Annotated in this window: 14 protein-coding genes; 8 read left to right on the plus strand and 6 right to left on the minus strand. The window is 37.1% G+C overall.

Annotated elements, in window-relative coordinates; all coding sequences use genetic code 11:
• Nucleotides 1-57 precede the first annotated feature (57 nt).
• A complete protein-coding gene (locus O0955_RS16840) occupies nucleotides 58-1,275 on the plus strand; it encodes an ABC transporter substrate-binding protein (protein WP_269428729.1) in 1,218 nt (405 codons plus the stop codon).
• Nucleotides 1,276-1,316: 41 nt separating this feature from the next.
• A complete protein-coding gene (locus O0955_RS16845; RefSeq protein WP_269428730.1) occupies nucleotides 1,317-2,477 on the plus strand; it encodes an RsmB/NOP family class I SAM-dependent RNA methyltransferase in 1,161 nt (386 codons plus the stop codon).
• 201 nt (nucleotides 2,478-2,678) lie between these two features.
• Here O0955_RS16845 and O0955_RS16850 read toward each other — a convergent pair whose 3' ends face one another.
• From O0955_RS16850 to O0955_RS16860, 3 genes are all read right to left on the minus strand, one after another.
• Nucleotides 2,679-3,245 (minus strand): MarC family protein, encoded by a 567-nt coding sequence (locus tag O0955_RS16850; RefSeq protein ID WP_269428731.1) that lies wholly within the window; start codon nucleotides 3,243-3,245, stop codon nucleotides 2,679-2,681.
• Nucleotides 3,246-3,351: 106 nt separating this feature from the next.
• Nucleotides 3,352-5,037, minus strand: a complete 1,686-nt coding sequence (locus O0955_RS16855) for an amino acid permease (RefSeq protein ID WP_269428732.1) — start codon at nucleotides 5,035-5,037, stop codon at nucleotides 3,352-3,354.
• 136 nt (nucleotides 5,038-5,173) lie between these two features.
• Nucleotides 5,174-7,426 carry a sodium-translocating pyrophosphatase gene (locus tag O0955_RS16860; RefSeq protein WP_269428733.1) on the minus strand — a complete coding sequence of 751 codons (2,253 nt, stop codon included), beginning with the start codon at nucleotides 7,424-7,426 and terminating at the stop codon, nucleotides 5,174-5,176.
• A gap of 242 nt (nucleotides 7,427-7,668) precedes the next feature.
• Here O0955_RS16860 and O0955_RS16865 point away from each other — a divergent pair, with 242 nt between their 5' ends.
• Nucleotides 7,669-9,084, plus strand: a complete 1,416-nt coding sequence (locus O0955_RS16865) for an APC family permease (protein ID WP_269428734.1) — start codon at nucleotides 7,669-7,671, stop codon at nucleotides 9,082-9,084.
• An 84-nt stretch (nucleotides 9,085-9,168) separates the two neighbouring features.
• On the opposite strand, the gene O0955_RS16870 is transcribed toward O0955_RS16865, so the two are convergent.
• On the minus strand, nucleotides 9,169-9,381 hold the full coding sequence (locus O0955_RS16870) for a hypothetical protein (RefSeq protein WP_269428735.1): 213 nt from the start codon (nucleotides 9,379-9,381) through the stop codon (nucleotides 9,169-9,171).
• A gap of 70 nt (nucleotides 9,382-9,451) precedes the next feature.
• Between O0955_RS16870 and mnmL the strand changes: the two genes are divergently transcribed.
• The 4 genes from mnmL to O0955_RS16890 all read left to right on the plus strand — a co-directional run bounded on the left by mnmL (nucleotide 9,452) and on the right by O0955_RS16890 (nucleotide 13,814).
• Nucleotides 9,452-10,399: a tRNA modification radical SAM protein MnmL/YtqA gene (gene mnmL / locus O0955_RS16875; protein ID WP_269428736.1), complete on the plus strand. Its 948-nt coding sequence runs from the start codon at nucleotides 9,452-9,454 to the stop codon at nucleotides 10,397-10,399.
• 325 nt (nucleotides 10,400-10,724) lie between these two features.
• On the plus strand, nucleotides 10,725-12,113 hold the full coding sequence (locus tag O0955_RS16880; protein WP_269428737.1) for an ammonium transporter: 1,389 nt from the start codon (nucleotides 10,725-10,727) through the stop codon (nucleotides 12,111-12,113).
• A 26-nt stretch (nucleotides 12,114-12,139) separates the two neighbouring features.
• Nucleotides 12,140-13,147, plus strand: coding sequence for an outer membrane beta-barrel protein (locus tag O0955_RS16885; RefSeq protein ID WP_269428738.1), 1,008 nt, complete (start codon nucleotides 12,140-12,142; stop codon nucleotides 13,145-13,147).
• Between the two features lie 88 nt (nucleotides 13,148-13,235).
• The gene (locus O0955_RS16890) at nucleotides 13,236-13,814 is read left to right on the plus strand and encodes a DUF4468 domain-containing protein (protein WP_269428739.1); all 579 of its coding nucleotides are present in this window, start codon (nucleotides 13,236-13,238) and stop codon (nucleotides 13,812-13,814) included.
• A gap of 18 nt (nucleotides 13,815-13,832) precedes the next feature.
• Here the strand turns inward: O0955_RS16890 and O0955_RS16895 are convergent, their stop codons facing one another.
• On the minus strand, nucleotides 13,833-14,300 hold the full coding sequence (locus O0955_RS16895) for an SRPBCC family protein (protein WP_269428740.1): 468 nt from the start codon (nucleotides 14,298-14,300) through the stop codon (nucleotides 13,833-13,835).
• Nucleotides 14,301-14,435: 135 nt separating this feature from the next.
• Between O0955_RS16895 and O0955_RS16900 the strand changes: the two genes are divergently transcribed.
• On the plus strand, nucleotides 14,436-16,694 hold the full coding sequence (locus tag O0955_RS16900; RefSeq protein ID WP_269428741.1) for a family 20 glycosylhydrolase: 2,259 nt from the start codon (nucleotides 14,436-14,438) through the stop codon (nucleotides 16,692-16,694).
• Here the strand turns inward: O0955_RS16900 and O0955_RS16905 are convergent.
• A complete protein-coding gene (locus O0955_RS16905) occupies nucleotides 16,691-17,164 on the minus strand; it encodes a ribonuclease H-like YkuK family protein (RefSeq protein WP_269428742.1) in 474 nt (157 codons plus the stop codon). The two genes, O0955_RS16900 and O0955_RS16905, sit on opposite strands and share 4 nt — an antisense overlap.
• Between the last annotated feature and the right edge of the window lie 109 nt (nucleotides 17,165-17,273).

Genomic DNA, 17,273 nt, shown 5'->3' on the forward strand with positions numbered 1-17,273 from the left:
TAAGATTATGCTGGCAAGGTTAAACCTTTGCCGGCATATTTTGTTAAAACAATAGCTATGAATTTTAAAAGTAGATACAGTCTTTTTGTTTTGTTTGCGCTTTTGCTGGCGGCCTGTTCTCCAAAGGTCAGGACACCTAAAAAGGACGATGTAAAGCCAAAAGAAAAGGAAAAAATAACAGAGAAAAAAACAATTAAAAAGTTTTCTCAAGCCAGTATTTCTTTACTTGTTCCTTTTAAACTTAATCAGATTAATTTAAAAACCACGACCAAAGCTGATATTGAAAAGTATGCCATGCCAATTGATTTTTACCAGGGATTTCAGCTTGGTTTAGACTCGGCTGCTACAGGCGGACAAAATTTTAAACTTAATGTTTTTGATACGGAAGACGATAATGCACATCTATCTTCTCTGTATAAAAACGAACGGCTTAAACAAAGTAACTTAGTTATAGGACCGGTTTTTCCGGATGGTGTTAAGCATATTAAAAATTTTGCACTCGAAAACAAGCTACTGGTTGTTTCTCCTTTGGCCGCCACTAACCCAACCGAATTTGACAACCCGAATTTAATTTCCATTGTAAACAACATCAATTTGCATGCTGGTAAAATTGCTTCTTATATATCGAAAACCTATAATCCGGCAAATACCATTGTGGTGTTGATTAATCCTAAAAAAACGGAGGATGAGCAATTTGCGGCACCAATAAGAAACTATTTCCAAACGCAGAGTAATAATAAGTTTATTTTTCAGGAATATGCTTCGGCCTTTACCTTCGAAACTAAAATGATCAAAGGTAAACAGTATGTGGTAATTATAAGTACTTCCGACAAAGCTTTTGTGCAATCAACAATTGATAAGCTTTATAAGTTAAAAAATCTTCCAACCGGAGGATATGCAATTAATTTATTCGGGCATCCAAATTGGATAAAACAAAACTATACTGCTGATAAATTACAGGGCTTAAACACCATTATCAGTTCTTCTTATAAAATAGATTATAAAAATGCTGCTGTAGTTACCTTTATTAAAAAATATCGAAGCAAATACGGCTTTGAGCCTGGGGAATATGCTTTTAAAGGTTTCGATATTGGCTATTACTTTGGCAGATTGTTAACCAGTTATGGCGAAGAATATCAGGATTATATTGTAAAAGACAAATATAAAGGTCTTCATAATAGCTTTTCATTTATACATGACGAAAAATTGGGTTATATTAACACCAGTTTGATGTTGCTCCGGTATAAAAACTTTGCACTTAACCTGGTTGAGTAGCGTATTTAACTGATATTTAATAACAATTTTCTTTAGTTTACATGAGAGCAGAACATCAGTTAAGAGCATTTGAACAGATTTTGCAGCAATATGACGGGAATGTACCATTACATCGTTTTTTGCCTGGTTATTTTAAACAGCATAAGCAAATGGGCTCATCAGACAGGAGATGGGCAACCCGGCATATCTACAGTTTTTATCGTTTAGGAAAGGCTTTACCTGCTTTAGGTAATGAAGAAAGATTAAGTATAGCTGATTTTCTTTGCCATGAAACTTTAAGTCTGATTGTTGAAAAAAATCTGCCTGAACTGGTTGAACACATTACAGTTCCTGTTGAAGAAAAAATCAGATTAATAACACGTAAATATCCTGATTTTAATTTAGAGGCTGTTTTTCCTTTTAACAGCCACCTATCTGAAAACGTAAACAAGACTGATTTCTTTTTATCATTTTTCAAACAACCTGACCTTTTTATCCGGGTTCCGGCTCAGGATGCGAAAGCCATTATTACAAGGCTGAATGACGAGCAAATAGAAGTTAAACAAATAACGGATACTGCTTTATCCTTACCAAACGGAACAAAGCTTGAAGGCATTTTAAAGGAAGGTAGTTATCAGGTTCAGGATTTATCATCACAGCATACGGGCACTTATTTTAAACCAAAAAAATGGGATAAATGGTGGGATTGCTGTGCAGCATCAGGCGGAAAAACATTGCTTCTCCACAGTTTGGAGCCTGTTATTGATTTGCTGGTTACTGATTTGAGAGAAAGTGTGCTGAACAATCTCGATGAACGTTTCAGGCTGGCGGGTATAAAGAAATATCATAAAAAAGAATTAGATCTTTTACAAAATAACGATCAGGTGCTGCATCACTATCAATTTGATGGAATTATTTTGGATGCACCTTGTACCGGTGGGGGCACTTGGGGAAGAACTCCTGAAATGTTAACCTTTTTTGAAGACAGAAAGATAAAACAGTTTTCTGCGATGCAAAAAGCAATTGTACAAAACGTAGTTAAATATTTAAAACCAGGGAAGCCACTTATTTATATTACTTGTTCTGCTTTTGCAGCCGAAAATGAAGGGCTGGTTCAACACCTGCTGGAAACTTTACCTCTGGAACTGGAAAGTATGGAATTGATTAAAGGTTATGAAAATAATGCCGACACCATGTTTGTAGCCAGGCTAATTAAAACCTAGGCGTGATTAAACCAGGATTTAATTTTTTTCCTGACAAATTTTACAGTTTCTATTAAAACTGCAATTGCTCCAATGATGAGTGTATATTCTTCAAAGCTGTTCATTTCTTTAGCTTTATGTTTAGATGAATATAAGCTTTTTTTGTTACAAAATCTATAAATCTTATCAGGTAAGCTTACAAAGCTTAAGCCAAAATTAAAATTATAATCCGGTGTTATTTCTGAATAATTTAATGGCTATAGCTAATAAAATTACTCCAAAAGCTTTACGCAGAACGTTTAGACCTGATTTTCCGAATAATTTTTCCAAACGATTGGTGTTTTTTAACACGAAATAAACAAAAAGCATATTAAGTAAAATACCAATTAATATGTTTTGCGTATCGTATTCAGTTTTTAAAGATAGTAAAGTAGTCATGGTTCCGGCGCCCGCGATTAAAGGGAAGGCTAATGGAACGATAGAAACAGTTTCCGGCGCTTCTTCTTTAAAAATGGTTAAACCTAAAACCATCTCCATGGCAATAAAGAAAATTACAAATGAACCGGCTATAGCGAAAGATTCAACATCAAGTCCGATAACTTTTAGCAGGGACTCTCCAACAAATAAAAACAAGATCATTAAGCCTGTGGCAACCAAGGCAGCTTTTTCAGACTCAATATGGCCTGCCTTCCTTCGGAGTTCAATAACAACCGGAATGGCGCCCAGGATATCAATAATGGCAAATAAAACCATTGTGGTGGAGAGAATCTGACTGAAATTGAATTTCATAACAATAAAGATTTCTACAAAGGTATGGCAATTAAATTCTTACCGAAATTATTGGCATAAAAAAAGCCCCTCAGGTTATTGAGGGGCTTTCTATAAAATTTAAATATTATCTAGGTTGAATCGATTTTAGATTTGCAATTCTAAGTCCATAAATAATCAAATGCAATACTGCAAATGCTAATGAGAAATAGTAAATGCCTAAATCTGCTCCACCTGTTGTATGGTGGTGAATCATGGCTACCACAATTAATAATACCGCTAAAGCTAAACCAACCAGTGATACAACTTTATTGCTGTTTCTTAATGTTTCTACCTTATTATCTGATAAAAGACTGCTCTTAATACCATAAAATAAATAAACGTTGATACCAATAATCATCCAAACCAATAAACGCACCCAGGTATCTAATGGTAAAAATAACATCATACCCAGGCAGGTTAATACGCCTAATATTGGAATTAATGGAACAAGAGGTGTTTTAAATGCTCTTGGGATTTCAGGGTTTCTGTATCTTAAAACAACCACACCTACGCAAACTAATATAAAGGCAAATAACGTTCCAATACTGGTCATTTCACCCACCACACGTGCAGGTACGAAAGCTGCGAATAAACTCACAAACACCATGAACAATAAATTGCTTTTTGCTGGTGTGCTGAATTTAGGGTGTACACTTGAAAATACTTTTGGTAATAAACCATCTTTACTCATCGAGAAGAATACACGTGACTGACCCATAAGCATTACTAAGATTACAGATGCATAACCGCCTAAAATAGCTAAAATAATTGCTTTGTTTAACCATGGATAAGCAGGTACAATTGATCCGTCTGCTGCAACAGTTCCCATTTTGTTAATGGCTACAGCTACTGGTGCAATGCCATCCTGACCTTTAAAATCAGTATAGTTGGCAACACCTGTCATTACGTGAGCAAACAGGATATAAAGAATGGTACAAATAAATAAAGAAACCAGAATACCGATTGGCATATCTTTCTTAGGGTTTTTAGCTTCCTGCGCAGCAGTAGAAACGGCGTCAAAACCGATGTAAGCAAAGAATACAATACCAGCAGCACGAACAATACCTGACATACCATACTCACCAAAAGTTCCGGTATTTGCTGGAATATAAGGGGTATAATTTTCAGTATTGATGAAATGCCATCCTAAAGCTATGAAGATAATTACAATAACCACTTTAATGGCAACGATAATACCATTGATGGTTGCAGATTCTTTAGTTCCTTTAATCAGAATTAAAGACATTAATACAACGATAAAAACAGCTGGCAGGTTGAACATACCTGACACGGTTGATCCATCTGCCATGGTTTCCGAGTCAAACGGCGACATGGCTATCTGGGCGGGCAGGTGTATGCTAAAGTAATCCAAAAACTTGACCAGATACCGGCTCCAGCTAATGGCAACGGTTGCAGCCCCAACGGCATATTCAAGTACCAAATCCCATCCGATAATCCAGGCAACAAATTCGCCCAAAGTAGCGTAAGAATAGGTATAAGCACTACCTGCAACAGGAATCATGGATGCAAACTCTGCATAACATAAACCTGCAAAGGCACAGCCTATGGCCGCAACAATAAATGAAATGGTGATGGCAGGTCCTGCATTATTTGCTGCAGCACCTCCGGTAATGGAAAATAGGCCGGCTCCAATAATAGCACCAATACCCAGTGCAACAAGATTAACAGGCCCCAGGGTACGTTTTAGTGTTCCTTCGCCGGTCGCGTTAGATTCCTGTATAAGCAAGTCGATCGACTTTCTAAAATTCATAGTTTAAAGTTTAAGTGTTTCGATAGTTTTTGGTTAATGTAATAATTAAATCAAGCCGTAAACCTAAATAAAAATTACTGAAAAGTAAAAGGGATTTTTAACCAAAATCCCTTTCGTTGTTATTTTATCAATGTTTTTACAACTTACGACTTAAAGTATCTGTCTTATTTATTAAAGTATCTGTAATTGTATTGCCTAAACTATCGGTTTTTTGGGTAATTCTGATTTCTTTCCGAACTTCTGTCTTATGTTCACCTGTTACAGCCTTAACTGCTATGTAAGGCGCAATAACCAATGAAACTATAGACATTAATTTAATTAAAATGTTCATCGAAGGGCCGGATGTATCTTTAAAAGGATCTCCAACAGTGTCTCCGGTAACCGAAGCTTTGTGCGGTTCAGATTTTTTGTAAAACATCTCTCCGTTAATCATTACGCCCTGCTCAAAAGATTTTTTAGCATTATCCCAGGCGCCACCAGCATTACTTTGAAAAATACCCATTAATACACCTGTTACCGTTACACCGGCCAGTAAACCACCTAAAACTTCGGGTCCGAAAGTAAAACCAATAATAATAGGTGTAATTAAAGCAATTGCTCCCGGCATCATCATTTCACGAATGGAAGCTTTGGTTGATATTGCCACACATTTTTCATACTCAGGTTTAGCTTTGTATTCCATAATGCCCGGTATTTCTCTAAACTGCCGGCGCACTTCCTGTACCATATCCATTGCCGCTTTACCCACAGCCTGAATACACAGTGCAGAAAATATAAAAGGAATCATACCGCCCACAAATAAACCTGCTAAAACCGGGGCTTTGTAAATGTCAATTGCTTTAATACCTGCAATACCTACAAATGCTGCGAAAAGTGCGAGCGAGGTTAATGCTGCCGAAGCAATAGCGAAACCTTTTCCCGTTGCCGCAGTTGTATTACCTACTGCGTCTAAATTATCGGTGCGTTCACGCACTTCAGGAGGCAATTGGCTCATTTCTGCAATACCACCAGCATTGTCGGCAATTGGGCCAAAAGCATCAATAGCCAGCTGCATTGCGGTTGTAGCCATCATACCCGCTGCTGCAATTGCTACACCATATAGTCCTGCAAAGTGATAAGAAGCCATAATTCCGCCCGCTAATACTAAAATAGGAATAACAGTAGATTTCATTCCAACAGACAAACCTGCTATAATATTAGTAGCATGGCCGGTTGAGGATTGCTGAATGATGGAATTAACCGGACCTTTTCCCATAGCGGTGAAATACTCGGTTACAATACTCATAATCGTACCTACTACCAGTCCTACAATAATTGCATAAAAAACATTAATGCTTGTAAATTCGTAACCACGAAGGTTTAAAGTTTCAGGCAGCATCCATTTCACAATAAAAAAAGAAGCTACTGCTGTAATAATTATAGAAGACCAGTTGCCTAAATTTAAGGCATTTTGAACATTTGATTTATCATCTTTAATCGTTACAAACCAGGTGCCTATAATCGAAAATATAATACCAAGGCCACAAATAACCATGGGTAATAAAATAGGAGACATGCCCCCGAATTTATCTGTTACCGTAATTTCCTGTCCTAAAACCATAGTGGCCAATATCGTTGCCACGTATGATCCGAATAAATCGGCACCCATTCCGGCAACATCACCCACATTATCACCTACGTTATCGGCGATGGTTGCAGGGTTTCTAACATCATCTTCCGGAATTCCGGCTTCAACCTTACCAACTAAATCTGCACCTACATCGGCCGCTTTAGTGTAAATACCTCCACCCACACGGGCAAATAAAGCAATAGATTCTGCACCCAAAGAGAAGCCTGTTAATACCTCTATAGCCGTTCTCATTTCTTCACTGTTTGCACTGGTTACATGGAAAATCTGTAAAAAAACAATAAACAAACCGCCTAAACCCAATACGGCAAGTCCGGCAACCCCTAATCCCATAACGGTTCCACCTGTAAAAGATACTTTTAAGGCTTGTTTTAAACTGGTTCTGGCCGCTTGTGTGGTTCTAACATTAGCCTTGGTTGCTGATTTCATTCCGATGTATCCTGCTGTAGCAGAAAATACCGCTCCAATAATAAAAGAAATTGAAATGATCCAGCTTGAATGCATTGGAACGCCTTTAATTTCAGTTATAGTTCCCGAATAGGCCAGTAAAGCAGCAGTAAAAACTGCAAAAATACTTAATACCCTCCATTCGGCTTTTAAAAATGCCATTGCCCCGTCGGCAATGTAGCCTGCAAGTTCCTGCATGTTTTTGTCGCCGGCATCCTGTTTGTTTACCCAGGCGCTTTTAATCATCATCACAATAATTCCTACCAGGCCCAAAGCTGGAATTACATAAATTAAATTGTTTTGTAAAAAATCCATAGTTAAAAATTGGTTTATCGTTTTGGTTAGATTTACAAAATAGGAAATTTAGTTAACAAATTAATTTTCAGTTCACATAAATTTGTTTTTATCGTGTTTATACTTGCTTAATTCTGTCAGTTTTACTGGCCGGGATTTATTTTGCATACGGAGAAATTCTTTATTCCATTAAAATAATACAGAGCAAGAGATTACGATTTGTTTTTTTTTAAATAAATTTAGCCACAAACTAAACTTAAATTATGGAGAAAGAACCACAGGACAATACGTTTAAAAGAGCGCTTGGCCTTTTTGATGGTACTATGCTGGTCGTTGGCTCAATGATCGGTTCGGGTATTTTTATTGTTAGTGCTGATATTACCAGGCAGGTGGGCTCTGCCGGATGGTTAATTTTAATTTGGGCGCTAACCGCAATTGTTACCATTATTGCAGCGGTAAGTTATGGCGAATTAAGCGCCATGTTTCCAAAAGCCGGCGGACAATATGTTTACCTTAAAGAAGCTTATAATAAACTAATTGCTTTTTTATATGGCTGGAGTTTTTTCGCGGTAATTCAAACCGGAACCATTGCAGCAGTTGGCGTAGCCTTTTCTAAATTTGCCGCTTATTTGTACGAGCCGCTAAGTGATAAAAACATTCTTTACGATGCCGGGAGCTTTAAACTTAATGCTGCTCAGCTGGTTTCGATAGCTACGATTATTTTGCTGACTTATATTAACAGCAGGGGAGTTAAAGACAGTAAAATTTTGCAAACCATTTTAACCATCATCAAAATCCTTTCACTTTTTGGCTTAATTATTTTTGGTTTTTCTTTGGCAGCAAATGCCGAAATATGGCACGCCAACTGGGCTGATGCCTGGACAACAAGATCTTTTGATTTAAAAACAGGTGTTTGGACAGCTGTTGCCGGAAAAGCGCTGGTATCTGGTATTGCAGCAGCCATGGTTGGCTCGTTGTTTAGCAGCGATGCCTGGAATGGAGTAACTTTTATTGCCGGAGAAATTAAAAACCCTCAGCGTAATGTTGGCTTAAGTTTGTTTCTGGGTACTTTTATTGTAAGTGTAATTTATATTTTAGCCAATGTAATGTATCTGGCGGTTTTACCCCTGCAGGAAATTGCCACAGCAGCAGAAGATAGGGTAGCTGTAGCTGCTGCACAACCAATATTTGGCAGCATGGGTACCATTATTATTGCAGTTATGATTATGATATCAACCTTTGCCTGCAATAATGGTTTAATTATGGCTGGTGCAAGGGTGTATTATACTATGGCTAAAGACGGCTTGTTTTTTAAAAAGGCGGCGGTTTTAAATAAGGCGAGTGTACCCGGTTGGGCTTTATGGGCACAATGTTTATGGGCTTCGGCGTTATGCCTTACCGGTAAATATGGCGATTTATTGGATTTTGTAATCATTATTGTAATGATTTTCTATATTTTAACCATTGTAGGTATTTTTATTCTGCGCCGTAAAATGCCAGATACCGAACGGCCTTACAAAGCATTTGGTTATCCTGTTTTGCCAGCTTTTTATATTATTGTTGCCACAGCAATTTCAATAGCGCTTTTAATTTTTAAAACCAGTACCTGTGGCTGGGGCGTAGCCATCATGCTCGCGGGTATTCCGGTTTATTATTTTACCAAGCCAAAAGAAGAATAGGCTAGAAATCATTTATCATATATTTATTAAAAGAAGGAGCAGATTTATTTGCTCCTTTTTTATTTGAAAAACAGGTTTCTGTGTTTATCGGATTCGAAAGTCCCGTTCTTTGCTTAATCCCGATGAAAAATCGTGATAACGCTGTTGCCCGGGTTTAGTTGGCTGGTTACCTGCAGTAAAATTAATTTCTAAACCCGACATTGACGGATACCGGCCTGCGTGTAAGGCCTGCAGGCGTATGAGCATGTGGCGGGGACTAACTTTAAAATGAAATATGGTAACTGCTTTTCTGATCATTATTAAGCTTATGTAATCTTGATTGCCAATGTGCTTATAACTTAATAGTATTTGTGTATTTTTGCAGCAAATGGGAACACAGGTAGATTTAGGCATTAAAGGATATAAAAATTACGGTACGCATTTGCGTGAAAAATATAACGGGCAGCGTGTATTTAAAGTAATTGTTGATGGTGGTTTTACCTGCCCCAACCGGGATGGAAGCAAGGGCTACGGCGGATGTACTTATTGCAATGTAGATTCTTTTACGCCCGAACCGTCCAGAAAAAACCCAGGCATTAAAGATCAGCTTGCTGAAGGCATGTTTAGAGCTAAAAATTCATATAAAGCCGATAAATTTATTGTTTATTTTCAGCCCAATACCAATACTTACGCACCTGTACATTATTTAAAGATGATGTATGATGAGGCTTTATCAATTAATACCGAAGATATTGTTGGTTTTGCGGTGGGCACCCGGCCAGATTGTATTGATGCCGAAAAGGTAGCGTTGCTTGAAAGTTATACCGATAGATTTGATGTGGATTTGGAAATGGGTATGGAATCTATTTACGATGAAACACTTGATCAGATTAACAGAGGTTGTAGTCACGGCGAATTTGTTGAAGCGGTAAAACTTTTGGAAAACAGTAAACTCGATTTATGTGTGCACACCATTTTTGGCTTTCCCTGGGAAACCAGAGAGATGATGCTGGGTTATATCCATGAGATCAATCGTTTTCCTCAAATTAAATTTGTTAAATTTCACCACCTGCATATTGTAGAAGGATCAATTATGGGGGTTAAATACAAAAAGAATCCTTTTCCTTTATTCTCACTCGAAGAATATACCGATTTACTTTGCGAATTAATTCCTTTATTACGCCCTGATATTGTAATTCAGCGCTTATTTGGCATTTCAGACTGGGATTTGTTAATTGCGCCAAACTGGGGGTTAAATAAATCTGCTATTCAAACCTATATTGATAAGGAACTCGAAAGAAGAGGAATTGTACAAGGATCAGCCTATATTTTATAAAAAAAAATAGAAATTTTATATTTTTTAATTAAAAACCCGTAATTATTTGCGGGTTTTTCTGTTTTTGTGTGATTGTTTTGTGTGTTTTGTTGTTTTTTCTCTGATATTTCATTTTATTTTTAATAAAAAACGTTATTTGTTGGGGTGTTAATTTTGTTTAATTGTATTTTTTGATTGTTTTTATTTATTTTTTAATAAAAAATCAAGATTTTATTTATAATAATTTGATTTTATAGTGTAAAAATTACAATAAGTCGTATTTTTATGAAAATAATTATTGAGTTTCAAGTTATTTAATCGAAATAAACAAATTAAACTAAGAACTATGAATAAATTTTCCCTAAAACAGTATGCACCATTCGCGATTCTGATGATCTTCGCAATTTTAGCATTATTTGTTCCACTACTTCCCAATTTTGACGAAGGGAAATACAGTGCACCGGATATTGCTTTTGTATTGATCTCTGCCGCATTGGTTTTTTTGATGACACCAGGTCTTGCCTTTTTCTATGGTGGTATGGTTCATCGCAAAAATGTATTGTCTACCATGATTAAAAGTGTTGTAGCAGCGGGTGTAATCACCGTATTATGGACTGTGGTAGGTTTTAGTCTTGCCTTTGGCGATACAATTGGTGGGTTTATTGGAAATCCTAAAACCTATTTGTTTTTTCAAGGGGTTAATTCAGGCCCGGCCTGGGGAACTATTCCATTATCGCTATTTGCTGTGTTTCAGCTCATGTTTGCCATTATTACCCCAGGATTAGTTGTGGGTGCCGTTGCAGAACGTATTAAGTTTACTTCATACATTTTGTTTATCGTATTGTTCGCCGTATTTGTATACTCACCTTTGGCACACTGGACATGGTCTGCAAATGGTTTCCTGTTAAAAATGGGCGTTTTAGATTTTGCAGGCGGTACAGTGGTACACATTTCTGCAGGTATGGCCGCTTTAGCAGGTGCTATGGTGCTTAAACGCAGAAAATCGCACATGGAACATAAAGAAGTTCCGCCAGCAAATATTCCTTATGTATTAATTGGAACGGGTTTGTTGTGGTTTGGTTGGTTTGGCTTTAATGCGGGTTCTGCATTGGGGGCAAATGCTTTAGCCGTTTCGGCTTTCATTACCACCAATACAGCAGCAGGTGCAGCAGGTTTATCGTGGATGTTTTTTGATGTAGCACGAGGTAAAAAACCTTCGGTTTTAGGTTTCTGTATCGGAGCTGTAGTTGGTTTAGTAGCTATTACACCGGGCGCAGGCTTTGTAAGTATTCCTTCCAGTATTTTTATTGGGGCAATTGGAGCCGTAGTCTCTAATCTGGTTGTATCGTGGAAAGAAAAAACAAGTCTTGATGATACTTTAGATGTTTTCCCTTGTCACGGAGTTGGTGGTATTGTAGGTATGCTTTTAACAGGTGTATTTGCAACTAAAACGGTAAATCCATTAGGTGCTGATGGTTTGTTTTATGGTAATCCAAGCTTTTTCTTTACACAGTTAAAAGGTGCAATAATTGTAATTATTTTCAGTTTTGTTGTATCATTTTTAATCTTCAAGCTCATTAATCTGGTACAACCAATCCGTGTAAGTGCCGAAGAAGAAGAAGAAGGTTTGGATGCTACCCAACATAACGAAAAGTATACTCAGGGTACTTTGCTGGTAGAAGAAAAAATAGCTTACATAGAGAAAAACAGCCCATTACAAGAGTTATTATCTTAAACGATACTTAAACCATCCCGCTCATTATGAAGAAGTTTTTAACCGCTATGTTTAGCATAGCCAGCACTACGTGTGCCCTGGCCCAAGAGGCGTCATCTCCACTGGAAATTTCCGGTTCGGTAGATACTTATTATAAATATGACTTTGCTAAAAAGCCAAATATTGGAACTTACTTTGCCTCAGATCATAATTCTGTTTCTCTGGGGATGCTTGATATCGCATTAAAGAAAAAAACAGGTAAAGCTTCTTTTGTTGGCGAGTTGTCTTTTGGTCCGCGAGGTCAATATCAGTCCATTCCAAACGGAGATGGCACCGATCAAAATACTTTTCATATCCAGAATTTATATATTAATTACGAATTCTCAGATCAGTTTTCAATGACGGCCGGGTACATGGGCACTTTTGTAGGCTATGAAGTGATTTCTCCGGTTGGAAACTTTAATTATTCTACTTCTTATTTGTTTGGTGCAGGCCCTTTTCAAAACGCCGGAATCAAGGCTACTTATAAATTCTCGGATAAAGTGAGTTTAATGGCCGGATTGTTTAACGATTGGAACTTGTATAAAGCTACAAGAGGAGTTTCCAGTATAGGCGGACAACTTACGGTATCTCCCGTGGAGGGCTGGACGGCCTATTTAAATGTCTTATCCGGTGCAGATCCTTATGGCTACGGTACCATTGAAGATTTAACCACTTCGTATCAAGTTACCAAAGCATTTAAATTAGGCTTAAACGCTGCAAATTATGATAAAAGTAGTAGTGATGAAGGTTATGCCGGAGTAGCTTTCTATCCGCAATACGCATTAGGTGATGCTGTTACACTTGGTTTGAGAGGTGAATACTATCAAACCAAAGGCGCAGATAAAACAACCTATACCGGTTTAACATTAACAGCCAATGTGAAATCGGGCGGTTTAACCTTTATTCCCGAGATAAGAATTGATCACAATGGTGATAAACCTTTTCTTAACAAAAATGGTTCGGCAGCTCCAAATGCAGGTCAGTTTTCTTTAGCGGCTGTTTATGCCTTTTAGTACAGGTTATTTTACAATTCGCCTTCAGTAATTTTACTGAAGGCTTTTTATTACATTCGTATTCATAGCCCAAAAAAACCAATCACTAATGAAATATCTTTCAGCAGCAGTTTTAGCTTTCATTTTTTTTAACGTTTCGGCCCAGCAAAAGCAATTTCCTTTGGATGAAAGGGGAAAGTATATTTATTATGAGGTGGTTAATGCTAAATCTTTAACTAAGGATAGTTTAATGGACAGGGCTGATGTTTTTATAAATAAGCTTTACGCTAAAAATATTAAGCAGGAAAGTAAAACAGATACCTCGATAATTTCTAAAGGGAAAATGATTATTGATAAAACGCTTTTGGTGGCCAGCCATCCAAGCGGAGAAGTAAACTATAACTTTACGGTTGAAGTGCGTGATGGTAAATATAGATTTTGGCTAACTGATTTTGAATTTATTCCTTATCAACGAGATCGTTACGGTAATTATGTAGCCACTACGCCAATGGGTACGGCTTTAGAAAAAACACCCGGAAAGCTAAATGCTGGTGTCTGGAAAGATATTGTAGCCAGTGCTTATGCTAAAACGGTTAAATTTGCTGAAGAATTTAAAAAGGTTTTGGAAACGGGTTTAAAAGAAAAAACGAAAAAGAAAACGGAAGCCGTTTCTACTAAAAATTGGTAAGCCAAATTTATTTGAGGGCTAAAGCTTTCCAAATAATTCTTCTACCTTTTTACGTCTGAAATTAAAAATATCATTTATCTTTTTGGCAACAATTAGGTTATTGGCAATTAAACCCAACGGACCCCAGCCAATACTGTAGTGCAAAATATCACGCATTAAAACCCCACCGTCAATGGCTTCAAAATGATGATTATGATGCCAGAATGCAAAAGGACCAAAGCGCTGCTCATCAATAAAATAATCTTTGTCTTTAACATGCGTAATTTCGGTAACCCAATTCAACTTAATACCTAAAAGTGGCGAAACTTTATAAGTAATAATCATGCCCGGATACATTTTAGCCTGCTCCGTGTCAGGAGACGTTACATCAAAAGTCATGTCCTCCGGCGTAATTTCAGTCAGGTTTAATGGTGTTGAAAAGAAGTTCCATGCCCTGTCTAAATCAACCGGTATTTTTTGAGTAAATTCTAATCGGTAAGTTTTCAAATTGCTGTTTATTGTTTAACACTAATCCACATGTTTTGTTAGTAAAGCGCTATCTTTTTTAGCTAAACGTTAATCCTGGAGTGAAATTTCTAAAACAAATATTTTCTTTATTTTAGTTTTAAATACCGCAACCAAATGAAATTTAAGCTAATATTTCTATTGCTTTGTATGGGCAATAGCTTCTCTATTTATGCGCAATCTAACATTAATCGTTATAGTATTATTCCGGCACCAGTAAAACTGAAGCCAATTAAAGGTGCATTTATCTGGACGAAAAATACAACAATTAAATTATCTGGCGATGCATCGTTTGATATTGTAAAAAAAGAATTAAGCGCAATTGGCTTAAAATTAAGCGTTTCGAGCCAAAAAAGCAGTATTTTAATTGTTCAGGATAAAAATATTCAGGCTAGTGAAGGTTATAAATTATCGGTTAATCCAAACCAAATTACTATTGCTGCGGCCAATATAGAAGGCGCTTATTGGGCGGTTTCTACTTTAAAACAATTGGCCGGTACATCTATATATGGTAAAGTGGCTAACATTCCTTGTGTGGAAATTGAAGATCAGCCAAAGTTTGGCTGGCGGGGCATGCACTTAGATGTTGCCCGTCATTTTTTCGATTTAGCAGAATTACGCCTGATGATTGACCGCATGACTTTGTATAAGTTTAATAAACTGCATTTGCATCTTACGGATGATCAGGGCTGGAGACTGGAAATAAAGAAATATCCTGAATTGACGGCAAAAGGTGCCTGGCGAACCTTAAATAATCAGGATTCTGCCTGCCTGAAAATGGCTGAAACAAACCCTGATTTTAATCTGCCTGAAAAGAATTTCAAAGTAATTAATGGAAAGAAAATGTACGGAGGGTTTTATACTCAAAGTGAAATGAAGGGATTAATTAAATACGCCCAGGATCGTGGTGTGGAAATTATACCGGAAATTGATATGCCTGGTCATATGATGGCGGCTACAAAATTATTCCCCTGGTTGAGTTCTTCAGGTGCAGGCGGATTGGGTAAAGATTTCTCCGAACCAATCTGTCCGTGTAAAGAAAGTACATTTGAATTTGCTGAAAATGTATTTACGGAAGTAGCGGCACTTTTTCCAAGCAAGTACATACACCTTGGAGCGGATGAAGTAGAAAAAGACAGCTGGAAAAAACTTCCTGAATGTGATGAATTAATGAAAAAGGAAGGACTTAAAAGTGTGGAAGAACTACAAAGTTATTTCATTCACCGGATGGAGAAATTCTTCATCAATAAGGGCAAAAAACTAATTGGCTGGGATGAAATGCTGGAGGGCGGAATGTCTGCTACAGCAACCATGATGTATTGGAGAGCCTGGGTGCCGGGTGCACCAAAAAAAGCGACAGAAAATGGAAATGAGGTGATTATGCTGCCCGGCGAATTTTGCTATTTTGATGCTCCGCAAGATGCAGGATCATTAAAAAAGGTATACTCATTCGATCCATATAATTACAACTTAACCGAAGCGCAGAAGAAACTTATTTTAGGTGTTCAAGCTGCAACCTGGACAGAAACTATACCTTCTTTACGCCGGTTAGAGTATATGATTTTCCCGCGGTTGCTTGCCCTTGCTGAGGTTGCGTGGACAGGCAGTGCTGCCGGATGGGATGATTTTTTAAAGCGCTCAAATAATCAGTACAGCATGCTGGATGCGATGAATGTAAATTACCGGATGCCTGATATTTACGGGTTTTCACCTAAAAGTGTTTTTGTAGATCAAACGTATTTAAAGTTAGATAATCCTTTAAAAAGTACGGTTTTGCATTATACAACAGATGGTTCAACGCCGGTTAAAAGTTCTAAAATTTATAGCGGCCCTTTACTAATCAATAAGCCACAGCAGATAAAACTGGCCGCTTTCAGGCCAAATGGAAATCCGGGCGAAGTATATGTTATCAATTATGAAAGGCAAGCCTATCAAAAAGCAATAACTTCAAACGGTTTTCAAAAAGGGCTGAAATTTTCATATTACCCAAAATACTATAAATCCGTTACTAAAATTAAGGAAACTGACCGGACAGATTCAGCTATAACAGCTAAAATAGATATTCCTGTTAAAGAAAAAGCACCATCTTTTGGTACTAAACATACAGGGTATTTTTATGCCCCACAGGATGGAATTTATACTTTTTATTTAAAGGCGGATGATGGAAGCAATTTATATATGGATCAAAAACTGCTTATAGATAACGATGGGTTACACAGTGCTATCGAAAAATCAGCGCAAATTGCTTTAGGCAAAGGATATCATCCTTTTGAACTTTTATTTATAGAAGGCGGAGGTGGTTATACCCTTCAGCTGGAATACAGCGTTGGTGATGGCAAGCGCAAACCACTTTCCGAATCAGACTTTTATCATTAATGAACCATTTTATCAGCGCAAGTAGAACTTGCAAAGGCTTCTGGTTTGGCTTTAAAGATAAAACCCATGCTTAAAATATAACCCATCGCGTCATTTAATGCTTTATTTGATTTAAATGACGGGTTGGTGTTAATATCTGCATGAACTTCAAGGGCAACATTATAAAGGTCGAGCAAATCACAGATAGAATACGCAGTTTCGATGGATTTTTGTACTTCCATTAACATACGTTCTTTAATGCCGACCTGTTGAGTGCTTTTTTCCTGGTGGATGTACATAAAACCACCATGATGCTCTCTTACTAATACAATAACTGTGGCAAAATCGGTAATGTTTCCTTTAACTTGCGAATCTGTACCGATGCAGACTTTTAATTTGTAGCCGTTTTCTGTTTCTCTTACAATTGCTTTCTCAACTTCTTCAAGGATCGTAGAATGAATAATTTCACCGCTAAATTTTTTCCAGGTCATACACTATGTTTTTTGGGTTAACAAATGGTAATCAGGTTTTTAATAAAAATAAGAGCAATAAATTAAATTCACGTTAAATCATTATTGTTTATTTGCTAACAGGAATCTA

It is taken from the genome of Pedobacter punctiformis (assembly GCF_027213715.1).
Lineage (GTDB): Bacteria > Bacteroidota > Bacteroidia > Sphingobacteriales > Sphingobacteriaceae > Pedobacter > Pedobacter punctiformis.

Coding starts and splice junctions, on each gene's coding strand:
- O0955_RS16840 (WP_269428729.1), top strand. CDS start 58: ATGAATTTTAAAAGTAGATACAGTCTTTTTGTTTTGTTTGCGCTTTTG.
- O0955_RS16845 (WP_269428730.1), top strand. CDS start 1,317: ATGAGAGCAGAACATCAGTTAAGAGCATTTGAACAGATTTTGCAGCAA.
- O0955_RS16850 (WP_269428731.1), bottom strand. CDS start 3,245: ATGAAATTCAATTTCAGTCAGATTCTCTCCACCACAATGGTTTTATTT.
- O0955_RS16855 (WP_269428732.1), bottom strand. CDS start 5,037: ATGAATTTTAGAAAGTCGATCGACTTGCTTATACAGGAATCTAACGCG.
- O0955_RS16860 (WP_269428733.1), bottom strand. CDS start 7,426: ATGGATTTTTTACAAAACAATTTAATTTATGTAATTCCAGCTTTGGGC.
- O0955_RS16865 (WP_269428734.1), top strand. CDS start 7,669: ATGGAGAAAGAACCACAGGACAATACGTTTAAAAGAGCGCTTGGCCTT.
- O0955_RS16870 (WP_269428735.1), bottom strand. CDS start 9,381: ATGATCAGAAAAGCAGTTACCATATTTCATTTTAAAGTTAGTCCCCGC.
- mnmL (WP_269428736.1), top strand. CDS start 9,452: ATGGGAACACAGGTAGATTTAGGCATTAAAGGATATAAAAATTACGGT.
- O0955_RS16880 (WP_269428737.1), top strand. CDS start 10,725: ATGAATAAATTTTCCCTAAAACAGTATGCACCATTCGCGATTCTGATG.
- O0955_RS16885 (WP_269428738.1), top strand. CDS start 12,140: ATGAAGAAGTTTTTAACCGCTATGTTTAGCATAGCCAGCACTACGTGT.
- O0955_RS16890 (WP_269428739.1), top strand. CDS start 13,236: ATGAAATATCTTTCAGCAGCAGTTTTAGCTTTCATTTTTTTTAACGTT.
- O0955_RS16900 (WP_269428741.1), top strand. CDS start 14,436: ATGAAATTTAAGCTAATATTTCTATTGCTTTGTATGGGCAATAGCTTC.
- O0955_RS16905 (WP_269428742.1), bottom strand. CDS start 17,164: ATGACCTGGAAAAAATTTAGCGGTGAAATTATTCATTCTACGATCCTT.